This window comes from uncultured Marixanthomonas sp., assembly GCF_963974425.1.
Taxonomy (GTDB): domain Bacteria; phylum Bacteroidota; class Bacteroidia; order Flavobacteriales; family Flavobacteriaceae; genus Marixanthomonas.
On the sequence record NZ_CAXBCK010000032.1, the window covers coordinates 1 to 22,681 of the forward strand.

Consider the following 22,681-nt stretch of genomic DNA (forward strand, 5'->3'; position numbering starts at 1 on the left):
CAAATCACTGTCACCCGTTAAAGGTAGTAACTCAATACTCTCATCTTCTGCCACTGTATAGTCATCGTCTACGGGTGAAGGCAAATCATTAACAGATGCAATATTTATAATTTGATTTACAGAATCAGTTCCTCCGTTTCCATCAGATATTTCATATGGAAATGTAACCTGTCCAAAAAAGTCATCATTAGGGATAAATATTATATTCCCTGCTGAATCTACTTCTACTACGCCATTGGATACAGGTATTGATTGAGCTGTTCCGGGAGTTAAGGTTATATTATTTATAGAAGTAATTGATAAGATATCTCCTTCAGGGTCACTATCTAAATTTAAAGGATTTAATGTTACTTGATTGTCTTCGTTGATGTTATATGTATCATCAACTGCTATTGGGGAACCATTTACATTCAATGTTCCTTGAGATTCTTCAAAACAAACTTTGTCATTATGACTCACCTCTACTTTATAGATATTTCCATCCATAACAGGAGTTACATTTGCAAGTGATAAGGTCGCATTCGTTTCTCCATTAATAATTGTATTATTTACATACCATTGGTATTGTAAACCACTATTGGCTTCAGTATCATAGTTTGGCGTTCCATTTGTAAAGCTTGAAGCTTCTAATGCTGAGGCTGAAACCGAAAAGGTTGCGGTTTCTCCTTCGGTTACATCTTCATCATCCGCTTCAGTGTCAATTGAGATATTAATTGCCGTAGTAACACCTGCATTTGTACCTAGATATCCTGCTCCTTGTACTGTCCCGTCACTATTCACATTTGATGAATCCACAACATCGCCATAGGTACCATCATTATTAGAGTCTGCATCAACATCGTCATAAGCTTCATCAGCATCAAAACAACCGTCATTATCACTATCGGTATCGAGATAGTCTGGAGTACCATCTAAATCTGTATCAACTGGAACACAAAATGTAAGATCACTAATCCCTGAACCTTGATTGCTACTAGGGGTAGGACCAACTTGCCTATAAGTTATTTTTACTGAAGTAACTGGTACCGTTAAATTTATTTGTAAATCTTCATCAGTACCACCCCCCGTAAATGTGTTATTATCAGTTCTTGAAATATTAGCACCTAATGTATAATCTGAAGGAGTCATTATATATTGAGCTCCATTAGAGGTGATTTCAAAAAAAACTTCATCTGTAAAGTTAGACCCCGTATCTATATCTAAAATTGTAAATGAAAGGTTATAAACGTCTTTTGAAAAATTAAAGGTATGCACAGATCTCCCCTCATTAATTGCTGCTTGTAACCAAGTATACCCTGAAGGAACATAATTAGAATTAATCCTCCAGTTTCCGGTGGTATTAGTTGTTCTATTTAGAGTAACATCCACTCCATTAAAAGAAAGGGGTGGGTTTGCAGTTGCCACAGTAGGATCTTCTCCACTTGTTGAAGTATTGCCTTCTACATAATGATCATTCCAAATTAGTTGATTCGTATTTTCTGCACAAGCCAGTTCTTCATTATCTAAAATTCCATCGTTATCATTATCTAAATCATTATTATTTGATACTCCATCATTATCTGAATCCTCTTGTACAGAAATAAATAAAGTAGCTAAATTGGAAGAGGCTAAAGCTCTATCTTGAACTCTAAAGTTTACGTTTGCATTACCCACATATCCCGAGACCGGAACAAAACTAACATCACCTAGGCTGTTTACAGTATATGTACCAACCCCAGGTATAGTTAATGGACTCCCCAAACGCCCTACATTGTTAGAGTCGTTTGGGTCTATTAAAAGTACAGTACTTGAATCTATATTATTCTCTGCATCGGATGAACCGTCTAATACATTAACTGAAATGCTCGTGTTCTTAGGCATATAATTAGGTGTATTGTCAACCACAACAGGAGACGTATTCTCTTGCACTTCGTTTTCTACAACAAAATCTACCTCCCCTAAAAAGCTTACAGAGTTTTGCCTTACATTCCCAACTATATTTTGACCATTTCGAAAGACAAGTCTACTTACATTGTTATATTGAACTGAAGCTATATACTCAGTTCTTTCTTTACGAATTCCAGCAGAGAAATCTGTACCACTTGAAAATCTTGTAAAGTCTCCATTTGTAGAAACCTGTAAAGAAGACGGACATCCAATATTATTATTTGTAGCACCTGAACCTTGTGGACAACCCGCTGGAGTAGGACTAACCCCTCCCTCTATGGTATAAGATTCAGGAACCAGTACCTCAAAAAACTCTTCTCCATCAACATCAATTGCTTCTAATGTATAAGAATCTATTAAAATTGGCACCCCATTGCTAGTAGCATTAGCCGTACCAGAACGTACAAAGCGGAATTCCCACTCTACATATCCTCCGGCTGAAGTTGTTTGTGTTTGTGGTTCAAATCGATCATCAAGGCCAACATTACTATCGACAGAGCTTACCGTAATATTGTTTAAATCTAAAATCGTTAAGACAGCATCTACATCTATACCAGTACCATCAACATTGGTAACAACATTCTGAAAAAGATATCTTGAACCTTCAGCGCCTTCAGTACCTGACAGTAAAGTTCTTCCTTGAGAGGCACCAAATCGGGGTGTTGATTGTGAAAAAACTAGATTAATTCCTAAGAAAAAAAGAAAAAAAATGTAGCCCATTTAAGTGTTTGAGGAGTAAATATTTTCATAAGCAAGGACTTAGATTTAAGGGATTAGTTTAGATATTTATATGGTGTAACCAAAATTTGAACAAAACTACATTTAATCGTAAAAATTAACACTTTAAACAGTTAGGCGATTAATTAGTGTAGATGAAACGTAGTTTTATATAGATAAAATACAAAATTGTAGTGATTAAAAAAAATACATCAAATTTTATTAACTTTTTATTATTTACGTAAATAAAAAATAACCGGTTTTTAAAAAGGATATTTAATAATAAATTTAAAACGGATGGAGAGTAAAAAAATTGATACTGAGCAGAATAAACACCATTTTAAAAAAGTTAATTATATGTTAAATATAAACTTATAATCTTCCTTAAAATGCTTTTTAGCGAATATTTAGCTAATTTTGACCGATATAAAAAATTTTTATTAAATAGTTAACCTACAAATGTAAGAAAAACATATATTTATTTGACTATTAGATTTTTAAGTATTTCCCTGTATGTTTGTATCAGAATTTAACTTAAAAACTATACATCATGAAAAAACTTATGTTTATTTTAGCAGTCCTTGCGCTTGCAGCAAGTTGTACCCCAGAATCTTTAGCAACAGATGAGCAGCAACTCGACAAATCAGAATATGAAATCCCGCCTAACGGATAAAAAACGAACTTTTATAAACGGGGTGTTGTTAACTATATTTTTGGTAGCAACACCTTTTTTATTTTATTTCTATAAGTTAGCCCCAAAAGGTGGAGAAGAATGGGACACGTTTTTTGGAACCATTACACCTGGAGGCTTTGGAAGCGTTCAAGTATATCTTCACGCCCTTGCTACTAAATCAACCTTTGTTCTTCTTACAGGAATTTGGTTTTTAACCTCAAAAAATTGGTGGAAATACGCTATTTTAATTCCTTTTACTATGTTTCTCTTTCAACTATCGGGAGTTATTAACTACAAAATTGAATATATTGATGAGTTTGACTTTTGGTATTCCTTACCAATCATTCTTCCAATTTTAATTCTTCTTATATATATATCTTACATTGCAGGAAAGAAAAGCAACAATGACGACGGACTTAAAAAAGAAGTCGATGATGAAATTAAAAAGCTTCTGAGCGACGATCTATAAATCTACTAATTATTTTTTAGAGTTTCTTTTAAACCTTCCACATACTACTTACTATATAAAACCAAAAAAGCCTCGTCATAAATGACAAGGCTTTTGTACTGAAGACGGGACTTGAACCCGTACGAGCATTTCTGCTCATTGGATTTTAAGTCCAACGTGTCTACCAATTCCACCACTTCAGCATTGGTATATTTTTCTTTTAGTTTATTAAAAAGATACTGAGCGAAAAACGGGATTCGAACCCGCGACCTCCACCTTGGCAAGGTGGCGCTCTACCAACTGAGCTATTTTCGCGTTTTTAAAGAACTAAGCTTACTTATATAAGCGGATGCAAATTTAAAACTTTTACCCTAAAAGCAAAGCTATTTTTAAAAAATTTATAGAGTTTTTTATTTCTTCATTTTTATCGATGCATTTCGCTGCAACATACGCTTTATTTCGTTGAGCTTCATTAAGGCTTCAACCGGCGTAAGTGTATCAATATCAATATCTAATATTTCTTCACGCAATTCTTCCAACAAAGGATCGTCCAATTTAAAGAAACTCAACTGCATTTCATCTTTTGAAAGTTGTTTCATCTCTTCGGTTAACTCTTCTGAAGAATGTGAGCGTTCTAGTCGTTTTAATATTTTATTAGACCGATTAATAACAGCTTGTGGCATCCCGGCCATTTTTGCTACGTGAATACCAAAACTGTGTTGTGAACCGCCTGGAACTAATTTCCGAAGAAAAAGCACATTGTCTTTTAATTCTTTTACCGAAACATTATAATTTTTAACACGATCGAAAGTTTCCGTCATTTCGTTTAACTCATGATAATGCGTAGCGAACAAGGTTTTTGCTCGTGATGGATGCTCATGTAGATATTCACTAATCGCCCAGGCGATGGAAATACCATCATACGTACTCGTTCCACGACCAATTTCATCAAGCAACACCAAACTTCTTTCTGAAATATTATTTAAAATACTAGCCGTCTCGTTCATCTCGACCATAAAAGTAGACTCGCCCATTGAAATATTATCACTCGCTCCTACCCGGGTGAAAATTTTATCCACACACCCCATTCTAACAGCTCTTGCAGGAACAAAACTCCCCATTTGAGATAACAATACTATTAAAGCAGTTTGTCGTAAAATAGCCGATTTACCACTCATATTGGGACCAGTAATCATTATAATTTGCTGGTTTTCCCTATCTAAGAAAACATCATTAGCAATATACGGGCTGTCTGGTGGTAATTGTTGCTCAATAACTGGATGACGGCCTTCTTTAATATCTAGATCTAAGCTATCATCTAATAATGGACGCGTGTAATTATGCGTTGAAGCATGGCCCGCAAAGGAACAAAGGCAATCCAATTCGGCAATTAATGTTGCATTTTGTTGTACGGAACCAATAAATTGTAACATCCACTCTACTAGTTTACCAAACAACTCTTGCTCTAACACTAGAATTTTTTCTTCGGCGCCCAATATTTTGGCTTCGTACTCTTTCAATTCCTCCGTAATATACCGCTCGGCACTTACCAAGGTTTGTTTACGTATCCACTCCTCGGGCACTTTATCTTTATGCGTATTCCGTACTTCAATATAATAGCCAAATACGTTGTTTGAAGCAATTTTTAGGGAGGTAATCCCCGTACGTTTTGCTTCGCGATTCAACATATCGTCTAAATATTCTTTTCCGCCGTTCGCAATGTTTCGGAGTTCGTCAAGTTCTTCTAAAAACCCTTCAGCAATGGCACTTCCTTTTAAAATATTGACCGGAGATTCTTCGACAAGTGTTTCTTTTATTTTTTTCCGAAGTAATTCGCAGTCATTTAATTGTTCGCCAATAACCTGCATGGATTCATTTTTGGCCTGTAAGGCCTCAGATTTTATTGGGATAATTGCTTCCAATGAATTTTTAAGCTGAATCACTTCCCGCGGATTTATTTTCCCAGTTGCAACTTTAGAAATAAGGCGCTCTAAATCGCCCATTTTTTTTAAATATTGCTGAATTCGAGTTAAAACCTCCTTATTATCGAGCAAAAAACTCACCACTTCGTGACGGCGATTAATAGCGTCACTGTTTTTAAGCGGAAGTGCCATCCACCTTTTTAACATGCGTCCACCCATAGGCGAAATGGTCTTGTCTATAACATCTAACAAGGTTACCGCATTTTGCTGATTGGAATGGTACAACTCTAAATTTCGGATGGTGAAGCGGTCCATCCACACATACTCTTCTTCAGCAATACGGGCAATTTTGGTAATGTGTTGTAGTTTGTTGTGCCGTGTTTCATCTAAATAATGCAATGCAGCTCCTGCCGCAATGATTCCGCTTTGTAGGTGATCAACACCAAAACCTTTTAAGTTATTTGTGTTGAAATGTTTATTTAACGTTTCGGTTGTATAATCTATTTGAAACACCCAGTCTTCCAAATGAAAGGTATGATATTGGTCGCCAAATGCTTCAGAAAACTGCTTTCTTTTTTGTTTGCTGAAGAGGATTTCAGAAGGGTTAAAATTCTGAAGTAATTTATCAATGTATTCTATGTTTCCTTCCGAAGTTAAAAACTCCCCTGTAGAAACATCTAGAAAAGCAATCCCTAAATTGTCTTTTTCAGGGGAATTGAAATGTAAAGCGGCTAAAAAATTATTGCTTTTAGACTCTAAGATATCGTCGTTAAGCGACACTCCTGGTGTTACCAATTCGGTTACGCCTCTTTTTACAATAGTTTTTGTCTGCTTGGGATCCTCCAGCTGATCGCAAATAGCCACCCGACAACCAGCTTTTACTAATTTTGGTAAATAGGTATTTAATGAATGGTGAGGGAAACCCGCTAATTCTATATTATCACCGCCATTATTTCGAGCCGTTAAGGTTATATTTAAAATTTTGGCTGCTCGCACAGCATCCTCTCCAAACGTTTCGTAAAAATCCCCTACTCGAAACAATAATAACGCATCGGGATGCTTTGCCTTGATGGCATTGTACTGCTTCATTAATGGGGTCACTTTCTTAGCCATAATCTTTGAATAATAGTATGTAAAAATAGCAAAACAGCTTTGTTTTCCATAAAATTCAACCCTACAAGTTGTTGGGTTTTATTAACAAAGAATCAAAAATCTGAATAAGCGAAAAAGGGTTTTATATTTCTTATTTTTACAAGAAAAAGAACGTTATGCAAAACCGAAAGCTTAAAAACAGCGAACTAGAACGCATTTCTCCTTCTGAATTTAAAGAAGCCGATAAAACACCACTTATAATTATTCTAGACAATATTAGAAGTCTAAATAATATAGGCTCTGTATTCCGTACAGCCGATGCTTTTTTAGTGAAGAAAATTTACTTGTGCGGCATCACTGCAAAACCACCGCATAAAGACATTCAAAAAACGGCTTTGGGTGCTACCGATAGTGTGGAGTGGGAATATGCAGAAAGCACCACCGAAGTCATTGAAAAACTACAAAATGACGGTGTTTTTGTAGCATCCATAGAACAGGCAGAGCTTTCTATTTCATTAGAAGATTTTTCACTTCAGAAAGAAATGACGTATGCTGTGGTCTTTGGCAATGAAGTAAAAGGCGTGCAACAAAAAGTGGTTTCAGCAAGTGATGCGGTGATTGAAATTCCGCAGTACGGCACTAAACATTCTTTAAATATCTCGGTAAGTGTAGGGGTTGTTGTTTGGGATTTTTTCAGTAAACTGAAGCAGGAATAAACACCGGTGGTTTCGATAAATTTCACCTTTGGTGAAACACTCAACCACCTCTTTTTTTTTAGCTTTTAAATTATTAAATAACTAAAGTAAGGTGATTGAGTGTTTTAACTTCGTTAAAATGTATCGAAACCACCGATTTACTACCCAACAATCTGCTTTAAAATTGCCAAATAATCTTTTCGATTTTTTACGAAATCCAATTCGGAAATATCAATTATTTTAATGCTCTCGTCGTGTTGATTTTTTATAAACTCTAGGTAGCCATCATTTATCTTTTTCAAGTAATCCGCTTCAATACTTTGCTCATATTTTCTACCTCGTTTTTTTATATTTTCCAGCAAACGCTCTGTATTTTGATACAAATAAATATACACATCGGGCTTAGGTAACTCTTTATGCATTAAATGAAAGAGCTTTTTGTATAAAGCATATTCCTCTTCAGCTAAGGTAACTTTGGCGAAAATTAGTGATTTATAAGCATCATAATCTGCTATAACGCATTCTTTAAAAAGATCGAACTGTTTAATATCTTCCAGTAATTGCTGATACCGATCTGCCAAAAAAGACATCTCTAACGGAAACGCATACCGTTGTTGGTCTTTATAAAATTTTGGTAAAAAAGGATTGTCCTTAAACCGTTCTAAAATCAGTTTCGCATTAAAATCGGTTGCCATCTGCGTGGCCAGACTTGTTTTACCCGCACCAATATTTCCTTCAATAGCAATGTAATTAAAGGTTGAAATATCGTAATCACTTTTCGGGTTTACCAACCACTTGGATTGTTTTTCCAACTGACTTGTATCTGTAGTTTCAGCTAAAAGTTTTATTATTTTTTTCTGAAAAATGGGGTGTTCCATTTGTGCATCTATATCGGCCAGTGGTTGCAATACAAATTTTCTGTTATGCATTTCAGGATGTGGAACTGTAAGTTTACCACTCTCTTTTACAAAATTATCGATTAGCAAAATATCAATATCGATAGGCCGCGACATATACTCACCTACTTTTTTCCGTTCTCTGCCCATTTTCAGTTCTATTGAAAGAATGGTTTCTAATACCTTAGTAGGTGAAAGTGAACTTTGAATGTGAATGGCACAATTTAAAAAATCATCACCTTCAAAACCCATTGCCGGCGTTTTATAAACAGGGGAAATCTTAACAACGGCACCAACGTTTTCATAAATTGAATCGATAGCCTGTTGTAGGTTTTCAAATTTGTTACCTAGGTTACTTCCTAGGGATAAGTATATGTTTTGAAGTGGTTTGATGGGATATATTCTATTGTCTAAAAATATTGTAGTCTCACTAATTTAAGACGAAATTAAGGAAAAGAAAAATACCTACCATTATTTTTGTTCTTTTAAAAGAATACGTGGAAATACAAAAACGAAAAGACCTTTTATCGGCACAGCGCATCTATTTGATTTTAGGCGCTTTATTTATTGCTTCCTTGGTGGTTTCCAATTTAATATTTCAGAAATTCTTTTACTGGGATTTTTTTGGAATCTACACCTTCGAAATTTCCGTAGGTATACTTCCCTACCCGATCACGTTTTTAATTACCGATATTATCAGTGAGGTCTACGGAAAGAAAAAGGCGAATCAAGTGGTTACTGCCGGAATTTTTGCTTCGTTCTTTTCCTTATTGATTATCTATACTTCGGCTGCTGTCCCAGCGACGGATTGGAGCCCGATAGACGATGCCCTTTTCGATAAAGTTTTTGGTGCCACCGCAATAGCAGTATTGGCATCGATGTTAGCGTATTTATTCGCACAATATATAGACATACAAATATTTCATTTTTGGAAACGTCTTACAAAAGGAAAACATTTATGGATACGAAATAACTTTTCAACCTTTTTCTCACAGTTTATAGATACTTTCACCGTTTTATTTTTACTGTGCAGCTTCGGAAAAATTGATTGGGCACTGTTTAGCGGTTTATTGTTAAGCGGATTTTTATTTAAAGTATTGGTCGCCGCCTGTGACACACCCTTATTATACGCCTCAGTTTTTGCGCTACGGAAACGATTTGGATTGAAAATGGGAGAAGAGATTGAAATGTATGGAGAAGAGAAAAAGAATATAGAGAATAGAATATAGACAAAAGGTGGCTGAGTATTCTGAGGAACGAAGAATGTATCGAAGCCACAAATTGATAATCATACTTATGAAAAAGTTTTTAAAAATAGCAGTAATTATAGTAGTAGTCTTTGTTTTACTACTCATAGCAGCCCCTTTTCTATTTAAGGGTTCTTTAGAAAAGTTGTTGAAGAAAAACATCAACCAAAACCTCAACGCAACAGTTGAATGGAATGATATGGATTTGAGCTTATTTAAAAGCTTTCCAGATGCTGCTGTGGTAATTAACGACTTTAGCGTAGTAAACAAAGCTCCGTTTGAGGGCGATACGTTGGCAAAGGGAAAATCAATCAAACTTGATATGGGCATTACGCAATTGTTTAAAAGCGGAAATGACCCTATAATTGTTGATGCGTTGCAATTAAACGAAGCGCTTATCAATATTAAAGTAGATTCTCTTGGCAACGCCAATTATGATATTGCCATAAAAGATGAGAGTGCTCCAATTTCAGAAACAACTGAATCTTCTGAAACTTCTGAAGGATTTACTTTTGACCTTCAACAGTATGAAGTTAACGATTCGCGCATCAATTATTTAGATGAAGCAACCAAGACGTTTTTAATCTTAAAAGATGTGAACCACGAAGGAACCGGTGATTTTTCCCTAGATGTTTCAGAATTAGAAACACAAACCAATGCGTTAGTGTCTTTTAAAATAGATGATGTTGAATATTTAAAGGACAACACCATATCGTTAAACGCTGATTTTCAATTAGATTTAAAAAACCAGAAATACACTTTTCTTGAAAATGAAGCTAAAATAAACGAGCTACCCCTTACCTTCGATGGCTTTGTAAAAGTAAACGAAAACAACAATGAGATCGATTTAACCTTTAAAACCCCGTCTTCAGACTTTAAAAATTTCTTGGCAGTTATCCCAAAAGAGTATGTGAAAAATTTGGACGGCGTCACCACCACCGGAAACTTTTCTGTAAACGGAATGTTGAAAGGAGTAATTGATGACACCTACATCCCGAAAATGGATATAAGCATACAAAGTGATAATGCCTCATTTAAATACCCAGACTTGCCAAAAGCGGTTCAAAATATTCATATCGATGCCGTTTTAAAAAATGAAACTGGCTTGATGAAAGACACATACGTTAACATTGGCGGTCTTACCTTTAAAATTGACAACGAAGTCTTTTCAGCAAACGGAAGTATTAAAAACCTAACTGAAAATGCTCTAGTGAATATGGCGCTTAAAGGAGCTATCAATTTGGCTAACATAGAAAAAATAGCCCCTATTGAAATGGAACAAAACCTCAGCGGTATTTTTAAAGCAGATGTTACTACCAATTTCGATATGCAGTCCATAGAGAAAGAACAATACCAAAATATTAAAAGTTCGGGTACGGCGAGCTTGTCTGGTTTTAATTACAACGATGCAGCTTTTAATAACGAATTAAAAATTGCCAACGCTGCCGTTTCTTTTACTCCTGGCAATATAAAGTTAAATGAGTTTAAAGCAGCCACAGGAAAAACGGATGTTTCGGCAACTGGAACGATGCAAAATCTAATTCCGTGGATTATGGGGAAACAAGATTTAAAAGGTACGTTCAACATTCAATCCAACACGTTTAATGTTAACGATTTTATGGCTTCGGAAACAGGCAATAAAAAAGCTGAAACTTCTTCTTCTGAAGAAGAAACAAACACACAAAATAAAGCTACAAAAGAAGCTATTAAAATTCCTGACTTTCTAGATGCTACACTTAACTTTTCAGCAAACAAAGTGGTGTATGATAATTTGAATTTAACCAATGTAAAAGGAACAGCGACCATTAAAAACGAAACGGCTACGCTGAGCAACGTCACTTCCAATATTTTTGGTGGAAATATAGCTTTTGGCGGAAATGTTTCAACAAAAAATGAAACACCAACCTTTGCAATGGATTTGGATTTAAGCAAAATAGATATTGAGCAATCGTTTCAAAGTCTAGATATGCTTCAATATATAGCGCCTATTGCTAAAGCCTTACAAGGTAATTTAAATACAAAACTGAAATTAAATGGAGAACTAACAGAAGAGTTAACCCCCAAACTTTCCACCTTAGCTGGAAATGCTGTCGCACAAATTTTAACAGCTGAAGTTGATAAACAACAAATGCCTTTGCTTTCAAAGTTAGGCGACCAAGTTTCTTTTCTGAATTTAGACCGTCTTAGTTTACGTGATGTTAGTACCGTTTTAAAATTTAACAACGGGAATATTGAAGTACAACCATTCAATTTTGATGTTAAAGGTATCGATGTTGCCGTTAGTGGAAGCCACGGTCTAGACAAAAGCATTAATTACAGTGCTCAACTTGATGTTCCAGGAAAATACTTAGGTGGTGATGTCTCCAAATTATTGGCTAAACTAGACCCTGAGAATGCGGATAACGTTTCGGTTTCTATCCCTGTAGGTATCACTGGCACTCTTACTAGTCCTTCTATATCTGTAAATACAAAAACCGCAATTAACGAGCTTACCCAACGTCTTGTTGAAAAACAAAAACAGGAATTGAAAGATAAAGGAAAAGATATTTTGGGAGATTTAATTTCAGGAGGAAATAAAGATAAAGACACAACAAAAACAGACTCCGAAACGGAAAAAAACACCGGTAAAGTTGTAAAAGATATTTTAGGTGGTATTTTTGGTGGCAAGAAAAAAGATACCACAAACCAAAGAAATTAATTATTTAGAAATATTATGAAAGTACTCACAACAATAGCACTGTTTTTTATTTTGTTGACAAGTTGTTCTATGAATAACGATAAAGAAACTGTTTTAGGAAAATGGAACTCTACCACGATGCACAATAAAACAGCAATGCACTTTTACAAAGATTCGCTTATAATTGATAAGTTTGGACTACACTCTGTTAATGCTTGGAAAATGGACAATGGCAAACTATATATTAAAAGAACTGCTGGAGAAAGCGTAAGTCCACAAACGACATCTACTTTAGATTATAAATTCAGTAATAAAAATGACACGCTATATTTAAAAAGCCCGAAAGACTCTATTTTTCAATCTAAGTACGTTAAAAATTAATAACGGATATTAGTAAAACCACTAGAGATATTAAAAGCTAGTAAAGCAAAATTCAGCTTAACTAGAAACTATAAACAATTCTAAGCAATTGACTGGGGGTTACTTTTATAAGTATCCTTTTTAATTGCTACTCTAAAGTTTTGCTTTATATTTAACGCAATCAAAAATCTTTTCATGGTTTATGATATCCTTATGTTATTAATTTTTCTCCTAACCGGATTTTTAGCTTCCGGCTTAGGCGCTATTCCTGCAAGTTCATCAAATATTGCTGTGGTGACAACAACTTTGGAGCAATCTTTTAAAAAAGGATTTCGCATCACTCTAGGCGCTGGGCTAGGCAGCGTTTTTTTATCATTTATCGCCCTGAATTACAGCCGGATATTTACTGATTTTTTTGAAGAAAACCGCTGGTTACAATATGCTATTGTTTTTATCTTTTTTATAATTGGGACGTTAGTTTTACTTCGAGAACGTTTTAAAGTAGATTTTCAAAATCCGTTATCTGAAACTTGGCAAATTGGAAACTTTTGGAAAGGGTTTTTATTAGCACTTATCAATCCGCCAGCCCTAATTTTTTGGATTTTGCTAATCACAGTTGCAAATACCTATCTGTTTTCTCTTTCAAAATTTAGCCCCTTACTAAACCTCATCCTTTTCTTTGCCGGTATTTTCTTTGGAAAAGTTATTACCTTGTATTACTACGGAAGAATGAGTGATAAACTTAAGGAACGGAAGCAGAAAAAACATCCTTTGGTTTATAATATTATTGGCACAGCTTTGGTTGCTGGATCGGTGGTTCAGTTTATTAGGATGTTGATCGAATAAAAACGATAATTTATAAAAAATGATATTTAACTCTGTTGTAAATCAAATAAAATTTGATCTCACTAAATAAACGTGAATATTTAAATTTAACGTTTACTTTTAAATTGCAATCAACTTGTTTTATATAGTTTTATAAGTAATTGATAAACATTACTTTTTATAATCTATGAAATTCCATCATTAACCATTTATCAATAAACAAGCTATACACTATGAATGAGTTTATACATGTAAAATCTGTTATCGCTATTATACTCGGTCTTGGTTTAACTCATTTAATTAAAGGGTCTGTCCGTTTTATACAACATCCCAATCGAAAAAAAACGTATGGTGCTCATCTGCTTTGGGTTTTTTATATTTTTTTACTAATGATTCACTTTTGGTGGTGGGAATTTAATTTAAAAACTATCGAACAGTGGTATTTTTTAAACTATCTATTTATAATCTGTTATATACTTATGTATTTTGTGCTTTGTGCAATTTTGTACCCTGAGGATTTAAATGATTATAAAGATTATAAAGATTATTTTTATTCTCGAAAAAGTTGGTTTTTTGCAATACTGGCATTAACTTTTGGTGCAGATTTTATCGACACCTATCTAAAAGGCGATAGTTACTTTTTGGTTACTAATACTGAATATTACATTCGAAATATAAGCCACATTCTTCTATGCCTTTTGGCGATTAAAATTAGTAACCCGCTTTTTCATAAGATTCTGGTGCTTTTGTTTATCGCCTATGAATTCTCATTTATATTAAGGTTATTTAATATTGAAACGTGATTTTAAAATCTATTGAGTAATACATGGTTTTTCAGATTAATTTTTAAGTAAAATTAATTACAGCATCGGTTTTGTTGTTATTTTTTATAATTTCACTAAACAAAATTAAATATCATACTTTCTTTAATTAAAAATTTACCCTTATGAAAAAGCTATTTACTAAATCATTTTTTTTCACAATAACACTTTTTATACTTACTACATCAATCGTCTCTGCCCAAAGTGATATCATTTTAAAAACCAACGGTGAAGAGATGGTAGGAACTGTAAATGCTGTAGAAAATGACGATTTTAAATTTATCTACAAAAACGAAACCGTTCAGTATACCGTCCCCAAGAAAGATGTAGCTAAAATTACTTTTTCTTCTGGAAGAATACAATTTGTAAACAACGCGCAGGACATTAAAAAAACAGTGTCTAACACCGAAAACCGCCACAACAAGGTAGCCGTACTGCCATTTGCCTATATTAAAAATCAAGAAGGAGGGTCTAGCGCAATGACAGAGAAAATACAACGGGAAACTTTCTCTATCTTTAAAGGCAAAGCCTTAACATTAAAGTATCAAGACGTTAACACAACCAACACCCTATTAGCGAAAGCTGGTGTGAAAAACGATAACGTTAATAGTTTTACCATGGGAGAATTGTGTAATATTTTAAGCGTAGAATATTTAATACAAGGTACAGTTTCGGTAGAAAAAACAGGCACTTCAACTTATTCTAGTACCACAGCAAACTCTAAGCAGAAAGGTAAAGTAGGAACAGATAAAATTGGTAATATCTGGGGCGTAGCAAAATCTAATGCATCTGCGAGCACATATGGAAAAAGTACCGATGACTATGCCACAACTATAAACATGAATATCTACAACGATCACGGGGATAATATTTTCAGCCAGGATCACGATTCCTTTTGGCAAACAGAAGATGCATATAAAGTAACCTTAAATTATCTAGCTAAAAGGTCACCACTCTTTAAAAAATAAACGAGAAAATAAGATATCATTAAACACCATTACTTAACAATGATTTTGAAAGGATTCTCACACCATGCAATTTGCATCATACTATTTTTATCGAGTGTCCTAGTAGATTTCCATGCCCAAGCATTAGATAGTATATCGCAAAATAAAAGTACTATTATTACCTATCAAGATGCAATTACTTTTCGAGTAGCGATGAGTGACAAATTTAATGCGTTTAAGCTAAGAAGTAAAGAAGATGATTTAAGCGCGGTTATTAGACCCAATCAACAAATAAATTCAACTTTTTCCTTACAATTTCGCTTTATTGAAATTGATATAGGTTATACGCCAACATTTATAAAATTTAATAATGATGATGATAAAAATGGAAAAACTAACTTTTTTAATCTAGCTACAAGGTTTTATATAAAAAAATGGATACAGAATCTTGAATTTACAAAAACAAAAGGTTTTTTTATTGAGTCTAAAGATTTTGGTTTTGCAAAAGAGAATAATATCATTTTTCCAGATTTGAAGGTTTTAAAAATTGGTGGTTCTTCAGCTTATAGTTTTAACCCTAACTTCTCATTTAGATCAATTTTTGGGCAGACTGAGTGGCAACGTAAAAGCTCGGGGAGTTTTGTACCTACAATTAGCTATTATTACACACAATTTAAAGACGATAGTAACGGCATAGATGAGTATATTGATTTAGTCGCTGGACCATCTTATTTTTATAATTGGACATTAACAGAGTCTCTTATGGTTTCTGGTGGAATCTATGGAGGCATAGGCTATAGTAATGTTCACTCATCAGGTTTTAAAGATGGTACGCCAAATTCTACATTAGATGGAATTAATTATCGCACTGAAATTACATTGGCTATAGGATACAATACAAAGAAAATTTTTACTGGCGTGATGGCAAGTTTTAATTCATTTTACCACAACATAGAAACCAATTTTAGAATTGACGACCATCAACAATTTTTAGAATTTCATATAGGCTATCGGTTTGATGCTCCAAAAAAAATGGTGCAAATAATGGATATAGTAGAAAGTAAATTGGGTATATAAAACGAACAACTGTCGAAGTGTTATGCTTTATACCCAAACCGTTGAAATAGAGTTTTATAATTTATAACTGTATTTTTTTATCAAGAATAACCACTAACATTTAATAAAAATCAACCAATTAAAATTTCAACCACATACCCTTCATTCCCTCGTACATTAAAAACAGTGTTATCTTCAAAAATCAAATATTGCGCTTTTATCCCTTTTAAAACGCCTTCATAAAAAGGGGTTTTCTGTAAGTTAAGGCTTTTTAATTTAGTGGGATATTGCAAGACTGGAAACTCTAAATTTGTCTCAGAGTTATTTTCTATATAATACTCCTTAGCTTCATCGGGAATATATTGTTGCAGCTTATTTCGCCATTCCACTAAGTTTTCATCCTTAATATCATTTTTAAGCATATTTCGCCAATTAGTTTTATCGGCTACGTGCTCTTTTAAAGCAACCTCGGTAATACCTGCCAGATAGCGATTAGGTACCTCTACAATTTCAATTGCTTCGTGCGCACCTTGATCAATCCATCGAGTTGGCACCTGGGTTTTTCGGGTTACTCCTACTTTTACATTACTACTGTTTGCCAAGTAGACAATGTGAGGTTTTAATTGCACGCTTTTTTCGTATTCTAAATCACGATCTTCTTTATCTAAGTGAGCGGTACTTAATTCGGGTTTCATAATCCAATCTGCAGCCTGCGGAATTTCATAAAAACAGTCGTAACAAAACCCTTGGCGATATATTTTCTTTTCTAAACCACAGTTAAGGCATTGAAATTTCAGAAAGTTTATGGATACCTTTTTATTCAATAATTGATTGACATTGAGGAAGTCATTTTCAAACACTAAGTAGTACTGAATTGGCGATCCATTTTCAGTCTTCATTTTAGTTAGCACACCTTCGTAATTCATAAAAAGAAAATTGTTATTTTTATGCTTTAAAGATAGGACAAAATATGCCAATCCCCATAGTAAACTCCATTGCTTCCTGGTTTTTAAAGAAACGGTTTCATCAAATTGACCTGTTTCTAAAATACCCTGTGGAGGTACAAGAAGAACTATTACACAGCTTGTTAGATAAAGCGAAACATACAGAAATTGGTAAAGAATATGACTTTAGTTCTATAAAAACTTACAGAGAATTTGCAAACCGGATTCCTGTTACCACCTACGAAGACAACGAAGCTCGCATTGAACGAGCCAGAAGAGGCGAAACAAACATCTTTTGGCCTAAACCTATTAAATGGTTTGCTAAAAGTAGCGGAACTACAAATGCAAAAAGCAAGTTTATTCCAGTAAGCGATGAGTCATTAGAAAATTGTCATTATGCCGCCAGTAAAGATTTGTTATGCATGTACTTGAATAATAACCCCGATTCTCAACTGTTTTTGGGAAAAGGGCTACGTCTTGGTGGCAGCAAAGAACTCTACAAAGACAATGGAACGGTATACGGAGATCTTTCAGCTATTTTAATAGACAACATGCCTTTTTGGGCTGAGTTTAGTAGTACCCCAAGCAATGAAGTTTCTTTAATGGGTGATTGGGAAACCAAGCTAGACGCTATTGTAAACCAAACCATTAACGAAAAAGTAACTAGCCTTGCTGGTGTACCTTCTTGGATGTTGGTTTTACTTCATGCTGTTTCAGAAAAAACAGGTACTGAAAATTTGTTTGAAATATGGCCAAACCTAGAAGTATATTTTCACGGAGGAGTTAGCTTTGATCCTTATATAGATCAATATAAAAAATTATTACCAAGAGATTCATTTAGGTATTATGAAATTTATAATGCTTCGGAAGGATTTTTCGCCATTCAAGATCAAAATAGCAGTAATGAATTGTTGTTGATGCTTGACTACGGCATTTTTTATGAATTCATCCCAATGGATAGTTATGGAACTCCTGAAGAAAAAGTGATTCCCCTAAGTGAAGTGGAGAAAGACCAAAACTACGCTATTATTATTACCACCAATGCTGGATTATGGCGTTATAAAATTGGTGATACCATTCGGTTTACTTCTATAAATCCATACCGAATTAAAGTAACAGGGCGAACCAAACACCACATCAATGCTTTTGGGGAAGAATTGATTATTGAAAATGCGGAAGCCGCCTTACGAAAAGCTACCCACCTTACTCAAACTGAAATTGTAGATTATACCGCCGCCCCTATTTTTATGGAGGGCAAAGAAAAGGGAGCACACGAATGGATTATCGAATTTAAAACCCCACCAGAAGACTTTGATTTTTTCTCACAACTATTAGACAAAGCACTTCAAGAAGTAAATAGCGACTACGAGGCAAAGCGAAACAACAACACAACCCTCAAAGCTCCAACTATTCATTGCGCACGTGAACGATTGTTCTATGATTGGTTAAAGAATAAAAACAAATTAGGAGGGCAGCATAAAGTCCCTCGACTCTCAAACTCCAGAGGGTATTTAGAAGAGCTTCTTTCTTTAAACAGTTAATTATTTTACCTCCTTTATTCGTGTCATAAATCGATGCTTTTTTACACTTAATCGAAACTTGAAAAACAGCGTGTTTTTTAACGAGTTTCTGACTCCGTTCAACTAAAATTTTTGGTAATACTTTTCTTACAGAGTACGTTTGTCTCAAATTAATAGCTCAATAAGCAACAATGAAAAAATTAGCATTTATATTATTAGGAACATTTCTTATCCTTTCAACCGCATCTTGTGCGACAGCAGTTTCTGCTAAAGAAAATGGAAATGAAGTTGCTGGTTATACCTTAAAAAACAAAAAAGAAGTGATGCAGCAAAAAATTCTTCATAAGAAGAACAAAACTGTTATTGCAACACCATAAATTATTTACATTAGATTAGTTTAAGTTAGTAAAAAGCCCCGAAGCGTAGTTTCTTCGGGGCTTTTTCAATTTAATATGTACTCTGAAAGTTTAAGAAACCGCCTTCAACTTTTTAATGGTTGATTTGTTTAGTTTCGCTTCAGCGTATTCTTTATCTACGTGTAATTCTTTCGTTTCAGTTCCTGGCAACTCAAACATTGCATCTGTCAAGACAGCTTCGCATAATGATCGTAATCCTCTAGCTCCTAATTTATATTCTACAGCTTTACCCACTATAAAATCAAGTGCTTCTTCGGTAATCACCAATTCAATCTCGTCCATTTCAAACAATTTTTCATATTGTTTAACAATGGCGTTTTTAGGTTCGGTTAAAATAGCTCGTAAAGCTCCTTTATCCAACGGATTCATATACGTTAATACCGGGAGACGACCAATTATCTCTGGGATAAGACCAAAGTCTTTTAAATCTTTAGGGATAATATATCGTAACAGGTTATTTCGCTCTAAAGAGTCTTCCTTTTTAGAAGCACTAAAACCAACCGCTTGCAGATTTAATCGTTTTGAAATTTTCTTTTCAATACCATCAAAAGCTCCTCCTGCAATAAACAAGATGTTTTCTGTATTTACTTCAATAAATTTCTGATCTGGGTGCTTTCGACCTCCTTTTGGTGGCACGTTTACGGTAGTTCCTTCCAACAATTTTAATAAAGCTTGTTGCACTCCTTCTCCACTAACATCACGTGTTATTGATGGGTTATCGCTCTTACGAGCAATTTTATCTATTTCATCAATAAATACAATTCCGTTTTGGGCTTTTTCTAAGTTATAATCGGCGGCTTGCAACAAACGAGTTAAAATACTCTCTACATCTTCACCAACGTATCCTGCTTCAGTTAAAACAGTTGCATCTACTATTGCCAAAGGCACGTTTAACATCCTTGCTACTGTTTTAGCTACTAGGGTTTTACCAGTACCGGTTTCTCCTACAATAATGATGTTACTTTTTTGTATTTCGATATCATCATCAGTCTTTGGCTGTAATAAACGCTTGTAATGATTATATACCGCAACAGACATCACTTTTTTAGTATTCTCCTGTCCAATTACATAGTCATCTAAAAAAGACTTGATAGTAGTTGGCTTTTTTAGCATCACATCTTTAGAAATTTCATTATTTGTAGCGTGTAAGGCTTCTTCAACCACAATACCATGCGCTTGTTCTATACAGCGGTCACAAATGTGTGCATCCAAACCGGCGATGAGCAGGCTGGTTTCGGCTTTTTTTCGTCCACAAAAGGAACATTCTAATCCTTCTTCTTTCGACATATTGTCTTTTTTCAAATTTAGTAATCAAATGTTTATTTATCCACGAGTTAAAATCTCATCGATCATACCGTATTTTAATGCTTTATCTGCCTTCATCCAATAATCACGATCACTGTCTTCATATACCTTTTCGTAATCTTGACCACTATGTTTAGCGATGATTTTATATAACTCTTCTTTTAACGTAATAATTTCGCGAGCTGTAATTTCAATATCACTAGCTTGCCCTTGCGCCCCACCTAATGGTTGGTGAATCATTACCCGAGAGTGAGTTAACCCACTTCGTTTTCCTTTTTCACCTGCACACAATAGTACAGCAGCCATAGAAGCAGCCATTCCTGTACAGATTGTAGCCACGTTTGGTTTTATAAACTGCATGGTATCATAAATACCTAAACCAGCATATACACTGCCGCCTGGTGAGTTGATATAAATTTGAATGTCCTTTGAAGCATCTGTACTTTCTAAAAACAACAATTGCGCTTGCACTATATTAGCAACTTGGTCACTTATACCTGTACCAAGAAAGATAATACGATCCATCATTAAACGTGAAAAAACGTCCATTGCTACTGCATTCATTTGGCGTTCTTCAATAATATTTGGGGTAAGGCCTACAGGATTCATACTACTTACAATTTTATCGTAATACAAACTGCTTACTCCTTGATCTTTTATAGCAAAGTCTTTAAATTCTTTTCCGTAGTCCATAAATTTTTTATGTATTTTCTTTAAACAAAATTAGGCGTTGAACCCATATATTCAACGCCTAAAGATACCTTTTTTTTACTGAATTACTTAGACGCTTCTTTTATGAAGTCGTCGTAAGAAATTTCTTTTTCTTTTAGTTTTGCGTTTTCCTTGAAGTACTGAAGCATCTTAGTCGTATTTAACTGTTCAGTCATACGTTTTACTTCTTCTTCATTGCTAAGGATACGCGCTGCAATACCATCTAGTTCTTCATCGCTCGGATTTGTATTCCCAAACTGAGCCATCTGTGCTTTTATCATTTGCTTACTGTGGTCTTTCAGCTCATCGAAAGAAACTTGTAACGCTTCGTTTTCGCTACGTATTTTCCCTTCAATTAATTGATAACGTAATCCTTTTTCGCTTCGCTCGTATTCAGCTTTTGCTTCTTCATCAGTCATTGGTTTTTCACCAGAAACTTGAATCCAACGCTGTAAAAACTCATCAGGAAGATCGAATTTTGTGTTTTCGATTAAATTTTCAACAACATCGTTCAATAATTTCTGATCGCTTTGTTGCTCAAACTGCTTTTCAGCGTCTTCTTTAATTTTCGCTTTCAATTCTTCTTCTGAAGTAACAACACCTTCACCAAAAAGCTTATCAAAAAACTCTTGGTTTAGCTCTGCCATTTCACGCGTATTGATTTCTTCTACTTTAAAATCAACTTCTATATCCAAACCGTGTGCATCCTCATGAGAAACACCTAATTGCTTTTGGTTATCGTGATCGTCATTAAAAAGTCCTTTTGTTTTTAAGGTAATAACATCACCAATTTTAGCTTCTTTTAAAGCTTTTAATTGTTTTTTTCCTTTTATATCTTCGGTGCTAAAAGTAGCTGGATTGTCGATACCTTTTTCATCGGAGGTAAACGTTCCTGTAATTTCATCGCCGTCTTCAACTGTATCTTTAGCTATTAACTTTCCGTATTGTTTACGAATAGTCTCAACTTGGTTGTTGATCATTTTATCATCAGCAAGAACTTTGTAATGTGTGATGGCCTTTTTACCTTTTACATCCACATCAAATTGTGGTGCTAAGCCTAGATCAAATTCAAACGTAAAATCCTCTTCGTTCCAGTCTACCTCTTTTTCGTTTTTAGGGATTGGGTTTCCTAATACGTCTAGCTTTTCTTCGGTTAAATATTTATGCAAATTGTCCTGAAGTAGCTTGTTTACTTCTTCAACCAAAATTGCTGTACCGTATTGCTTTTTAACCATTCCCATCGGTACGTGACCTTTTCTAAAACCAGGAATATTGGCATTTTTACGATAGTTTTTCAGAATGGATTCTACCTTGTCTGAATAATCGTCTTTTGAAATTTCTACTGTAAGTACAGCATTTAAATTATCAATGTCTTTTTTTGTAATGTTCATTTTCTGAAAAATTTACCTCGAAGGGTCGTTTTGTCTTTTCCTTTTTCCTTAAAATTTCGGGTTGCAAAAATAAGACAATTTCAGTAAGCTAA

General features: G+C 34.4%; 19 protein-coding genes and 2 tRNA genes. 12 read left to right on the top strand and 9 right to left on the bottom strand.

Translation table 11 applies throughout. From position 1 onward, the window contains the following. Positions 1-2,646: Ig-like domain-containing protein (locus tag AACZ92_RS10355; RefSeq protein ID WP_339700784.1), on the bottom strand; the 2,646-nt coding region annotated here is incomplete at its 3' end. Positions 2,647-3,193: 547 nt separating this feature from the next. On the opposite strand from AACZ92_RS10355, the gene AACZ92_RS10360 reads away from it, so the two are divergent. Both AACZ92_RS10360 and AACZ92_RS10365 read left to right on the top strand, forming a co-directional pair. Then, a complete protein-coding gene (locus tag AACZ92_RS10360) occupies positions 3,194-3,316 on the top strand; it encodes a hypothetical protein (RefSeq protein WP_339700787.1) in 123 nt (40 codons plus the stop codon). Further along, positions 3,294-3,785: a hypothetical protein gene (locus AACZ92_RS10365; RefSeq protein ID WP_339700790.1), complete on the top strand. Its 492-nt coding sequence runs from the start codon at positions 3,294-3,296 to the stop codon at positions 3,783-3,785. Before AACZ92_RS10360 ends, AACZ92_RS10365 begins: the two co-directional genes overlap by 23 nt. Before the next feature lie 96 nt (positions 3,786-3,881). On the opposite strand, the gene AACZ92_RS10370 is transcribed toward AACZ92_RS10365, so the two are convergent. The 3 genes from AACZ92_RS10370 to mutS form a co-directional block, all read right to left on the bottom strand. Next, positions 3,882-3,967: transfer RNA gene (locus tag AACZ92_RS10370), tRNA-Leu, on the bottom strand. A gap of 39 nt (positions 3,968-4,006) precedes the next feature. After that, a tRNA-Gly gene (locus tag AACZ92_RS10375) sits at positions 4,007-4,079 on the bottom strand. A gap of 95 nt (positions 4,080-4,174) precedes the next feature. Next, complete coding sequence (gene mutS, locus AACZ92_RS10380) at positions 4,175-6,799, bottom strand: DNA mismatch repair protein MutS (RefSeq protein WP_339700793.1); 2,625 nt, start codon at positions 6,797-6,799, stop codon at positions 4,175-4,177. A 155-nt stretch (positions 6,800-6,954) separates the two neighbouring features. Between mutS and AACZ92_RS10385 the strand changes: the two genes are divergently transcribed. Continuing rightward, a complete protein-coding gene (locus tag AACZ92_RS10385) occupies positions 6,955-7,494 on the top strand; it encodes an RNA methyltransferase (RefSeq protein WP_339700796.1) in 540 nt (179 codons plus the stop codon). Positions 7,495-7,634: 140 nt separating this feature from the next. Here the strand turns inward: AACZ92_RS10385 and folK are convergent, their stop codons facing one another. Further along, the gene (gene folK / locus AACZ92_RS10390) at positions 7,635-8,762 is read right to left on the bottom strand and encodes a 2-amino-4-hydroxy-6-hydroxymethyldihydropteridine diphosphokinase (protein ID WP_339700896.1); all 1,128 of its coding nucleotides are present in this window, start codon (positions 8,760-8,762) and stop codon (positions 7,635-7,637) included. Between the two features lie 104 nt (positions 8,763-8,866). On the opposite strand from folK, the gene AACZ92_RS10395 reads away from it, so the two are divergent. From AACZ92_RS10395 to AACZ92_RS10425, 7 genes are all read left to right on the top strand, one after another. After that, positions 8,867-9,598 carry a queuosine precursor transporter gene (locus tag AACZ92_RS10395; protein WP_339700799.1) on the top strand — a complete coding sequence of 244 codons (732 nt, stop codon included), beginning with the start codon at positions 8,867-8,869 and terminating at the stop codon, positions 9,596-9,598. Between the two features lie 67 nt (positions 9,599-9,665). Then, complete coding sequence (locus tag AACZ92_RS10400) at positions 9,666-12,314, top strand: AsmA-like C-terminal region-containing protein (RefSeq protein ID WP_339700802.1); 2,649 nt, start codon at positions 9,666-9,668, stop codon at positions 12,312-12,314. A 15-nt stretch (positions 12,315-12,329) separates the two neighbouring features. After that, on the top strand, positions 12,330-12,674 hold the full coding sequence (locus AACZ92_RS10405) for a hypothetical protein (protein WP_339700805.1): 345 nt from the start codon (positions 12,330-12,332) through the stop codon (positions 12,672-12,674). Positions 12,675-12,848: 174 nt separating this feature from the next. Continuing rightward, positions 12,849-13,499 carry a LysE family transporter gene (locus AACZ92_RS10410; protein WP_339700807.1) on the top strand — a complete coding sequence of 217 codons (651 nt, stop codon included), beginning with the start codon at positions 12,849-12,851 and terminating at the stop codon, positions 13,497-13,499. Positions 13,500-13,711: 212 nt separating this feature from the next. Continuing rightward, on the top strand, positions 13,712-14,281 hold the full coding sequence (locus AACZ92_RS10415; RefSeq protein ID WP_339700810.1) for a hypothetical protein: 570 nt from the start codon (positions 13,712-13,714) through the stop codon (positions 14,279-14,281). Positions 14,282-14,424: 143 nt separating this feature from the next. Further along, positions 14,425-15,267: a hypothetical protein gene (locus AACZ92_RS10420; protein ID WP_339700813.1), complete on the top strand. Its 843-nt coding sequence runs from the start codon at positions 14,425-14,427 to the stop codon at positions 15,265-15,267. A 39-nt stretch (positions 15,268-15,306) separates the two neighbouring features. Continuing rightward, positions 15,307-16,323 carry a DUF4421 family protein gene (locus tag AACZ92_RS10425; RefSeq protein ID WP_339700816.1) on the top strand — a complete coding sequence of 339 codons (1,017 nt, stop codon included), beginning with the start codon at positions 15,307-15,309 and terminating at the stop codon, positions 16,321-16,323. 110 nt (positions 16,324-16,433) lie between these two features. Here the strand turns inward: AACZ92_RS10425 and AACZ92_RS10430 are convergent, their stop codons facing one another. Further along, positions 16,434-17,228 (bottom strand): DUF2797 domain-containing protein, encoded by a 795-nt coding sequence (locus AACZ92_RS10430; protein ID WP_339700819.1) that lies wholly within the window; start codon positions 17,226-17,228, stop codon positions 16,434-16,436. 44 nt (positions 17,229-17,272) lie between these two features. On the opposite strand from AACZ92_RS10430, the gene AACZ92_RS10435 reads away from it, so the two are divergent. Together AACZ92_RS10435 and AACZ92_RS10440 are read left to right on the top strand one after the other, a co-directional pair. Further along, positions 17,273-18,787: a GH3 auxin-responsive promoter family protein gene (locus AACZ92_RS10435; RefSeq protein ID WP_339700822.1), complete on the top strand. Its 1,515-nt coding sequence runs from the start codon at positions 17,273-17,275 to the stop codon at positions 18,785-18,787. A gap of 170 nt (positions 18,788-18,957) precedes the next feature. Next, a complete protein-coding gene (locus AACZ92_RS10440; protein ID WP_339700825.1) occupies positions 18,958-19,143 on the top strand; it encodes a hypothetical protein in 186 nt (61 codons plus the stop codon). Between the two features lie 90 nt (positions 19,144-19,233). On the opposite strand, the gene clpX is transcribed toward AACZ92_RS10440, so the two are convergent. The 3 genes from clpX to tig all read right to left on the bottom strand — a co-directional run bounded on the left by clpX (position 19,234) and on the right by tig (position 22,589). Beyond that, complete coding sequence (gene clpX, locus AACZ92_RS10445; protein WP_339700828.1) at positions 19,234-20,469, bottom strand: ATP-dependent Clp protease ATP-binding subunit ClpX; 1,236 nt, start codon at positions 20,467-20,469, stop codon at positions 19,234-19,236. A gap of 36 nt (positions 20,470-20,505) precedes the next feature. Further along, positions 20,506-21,180, bottom strand: a complete 675-nt coding sequence (gene clpP, locus AACZ92_RS10450) for an ATP-dependent Clp endopeptidase proteolytic subunit ClpP (protein WP_117158702.1) — start codon at positions 21,178-21,180, stop codon at positions 20,506-20,508. A gap of 83 nt (positions 21,181-21,263) precedes the next feature. Continuing rightward, on the bottom strand, positions 21,264-22,589 hold the full coding sequence (tig, locus tag AACZ92_RS10455) for a trigger factor (RefSeq protein ID WP_339700832.1): 1,326 nt from the start codon (positions 22,587-22,589) through the stop codon (positions 21,264-21,266). Positions 22,590-22,681 lie beyond the last annotated feature (92 nt).

Excerpts from the sequence above, each read along its gene's own strand:
- AACZ92_RS10360 (WP_339700787.1), top strand. The coding sequence starts at position 3,194 with ATGAAAAAACTTATGTTTATTTTAGCAGTCCTTGCGCTTGCAGCAAGT.
- AACZ92_RS10365 (WP_339700790.1), top strand. The coding sequence starts at position 3,294 with ATGAAATCCCGCCTAACGGATAAAAAACGAACTTTTATAAACGGGGTG.
- mutS (WP_339700793.1), bottom strand. The coding sequence starts at position 6,799 with ATGGCTAAGAAAGTGACCCCATTAATGAAGCAGTACAATGCCATCAAG.
- AACZ92_RS10385 (WP_339700796.1), top strand. The coding sequence starts at position 6,955 with ATGCAAAACCGAAAGCTTAAAAACAGCGAACTAGAACGCATTTCTCCT.
- AACZ92_RS10400 (WP_339700802.1), top strand. The coding sequence starts at position 9,666 with ATGAAAAAGTTTTTAAAAATAGCAGTAATTATAGTAGTAGTCTTTGTT.
- AACZ92_RS10405 (WP_339700805.1), top strand. The coding sequence starts at position 12,330 with ATGAAAGTACTCACAACAATAGCACTGTTTTTTATTTTGTTGACAAGT.
- AACZ92_RS10410 (WP_339700807.1), top strand. The coding sequence starts at position 12,849 with ATGGTTTATGATATCCTTATGTTATTAATTTTTCTCCTAACCGGATTT.
- AACZ92_RS10415 (WP_339700810.1), top strand. The coding sequence starts at position 13,712 with ATGAATGAGTTTATACATGTAAAATCTGTTATCGCTATTATACTCGGT.
- AACZ92_RS10420 (WP_339700813.1), top strand. The coding sequence starts at position 14,425 with ATGAAAAAGCTATTTACTAAATCATTTTTTTTCACAATAACACTTTTT.
- AACZ92_RS10425 (WP_339700816.1), top strand. The coding sequence starts at position 15,307 with ATGATTTTGAAAGGATTCTCACACCATGCAATTTGCATCATACTATTT.
- AACZ92_RS10430 (WP_339700819.1), bottom strand. The coding sequence starts at position 17,228 with ATGAATTACGAAGGTGTGCTAACTAAAATGAAGACTGAAAATGGATCG.
- AACZ92_RS10435 (WP_339700822.1), top strand. The coding sequence starts at position 17,273 with ATGCCAATCCCCATAGTAAACTCCATTGCTTCCTGGTTTTTAAAGAAA.
- AACZ92_RS10440 (WP_339700825.1), top strand. The coding sequence starts at position 18,958 with ATGAAAAAATTAGCATTTATATTATTAGGAACATTTCTTATCCTTTCA.
- clpX (WP_339700828.1), bottom strand. The coding sequence starts at position 20,469 with ATGTCGAAAGAAGAAGGATTAGAATGTTCCTTTTGTGGACGAAAAAAA.
- clpP (WP_117158702.1), bottom strand. The coding sequence starts at position 21,180 with ATGGACTACGGAAAAGAATTTAAAGACTTTGCTATAAAAGATCAAGGA.
- tig (WP_339700832.1), bottom strand. The coding sequence starts at position 22,589 with ATGAACATTACAAAAAAAGACATTGATAATTTAAATGCTGTACTTACA.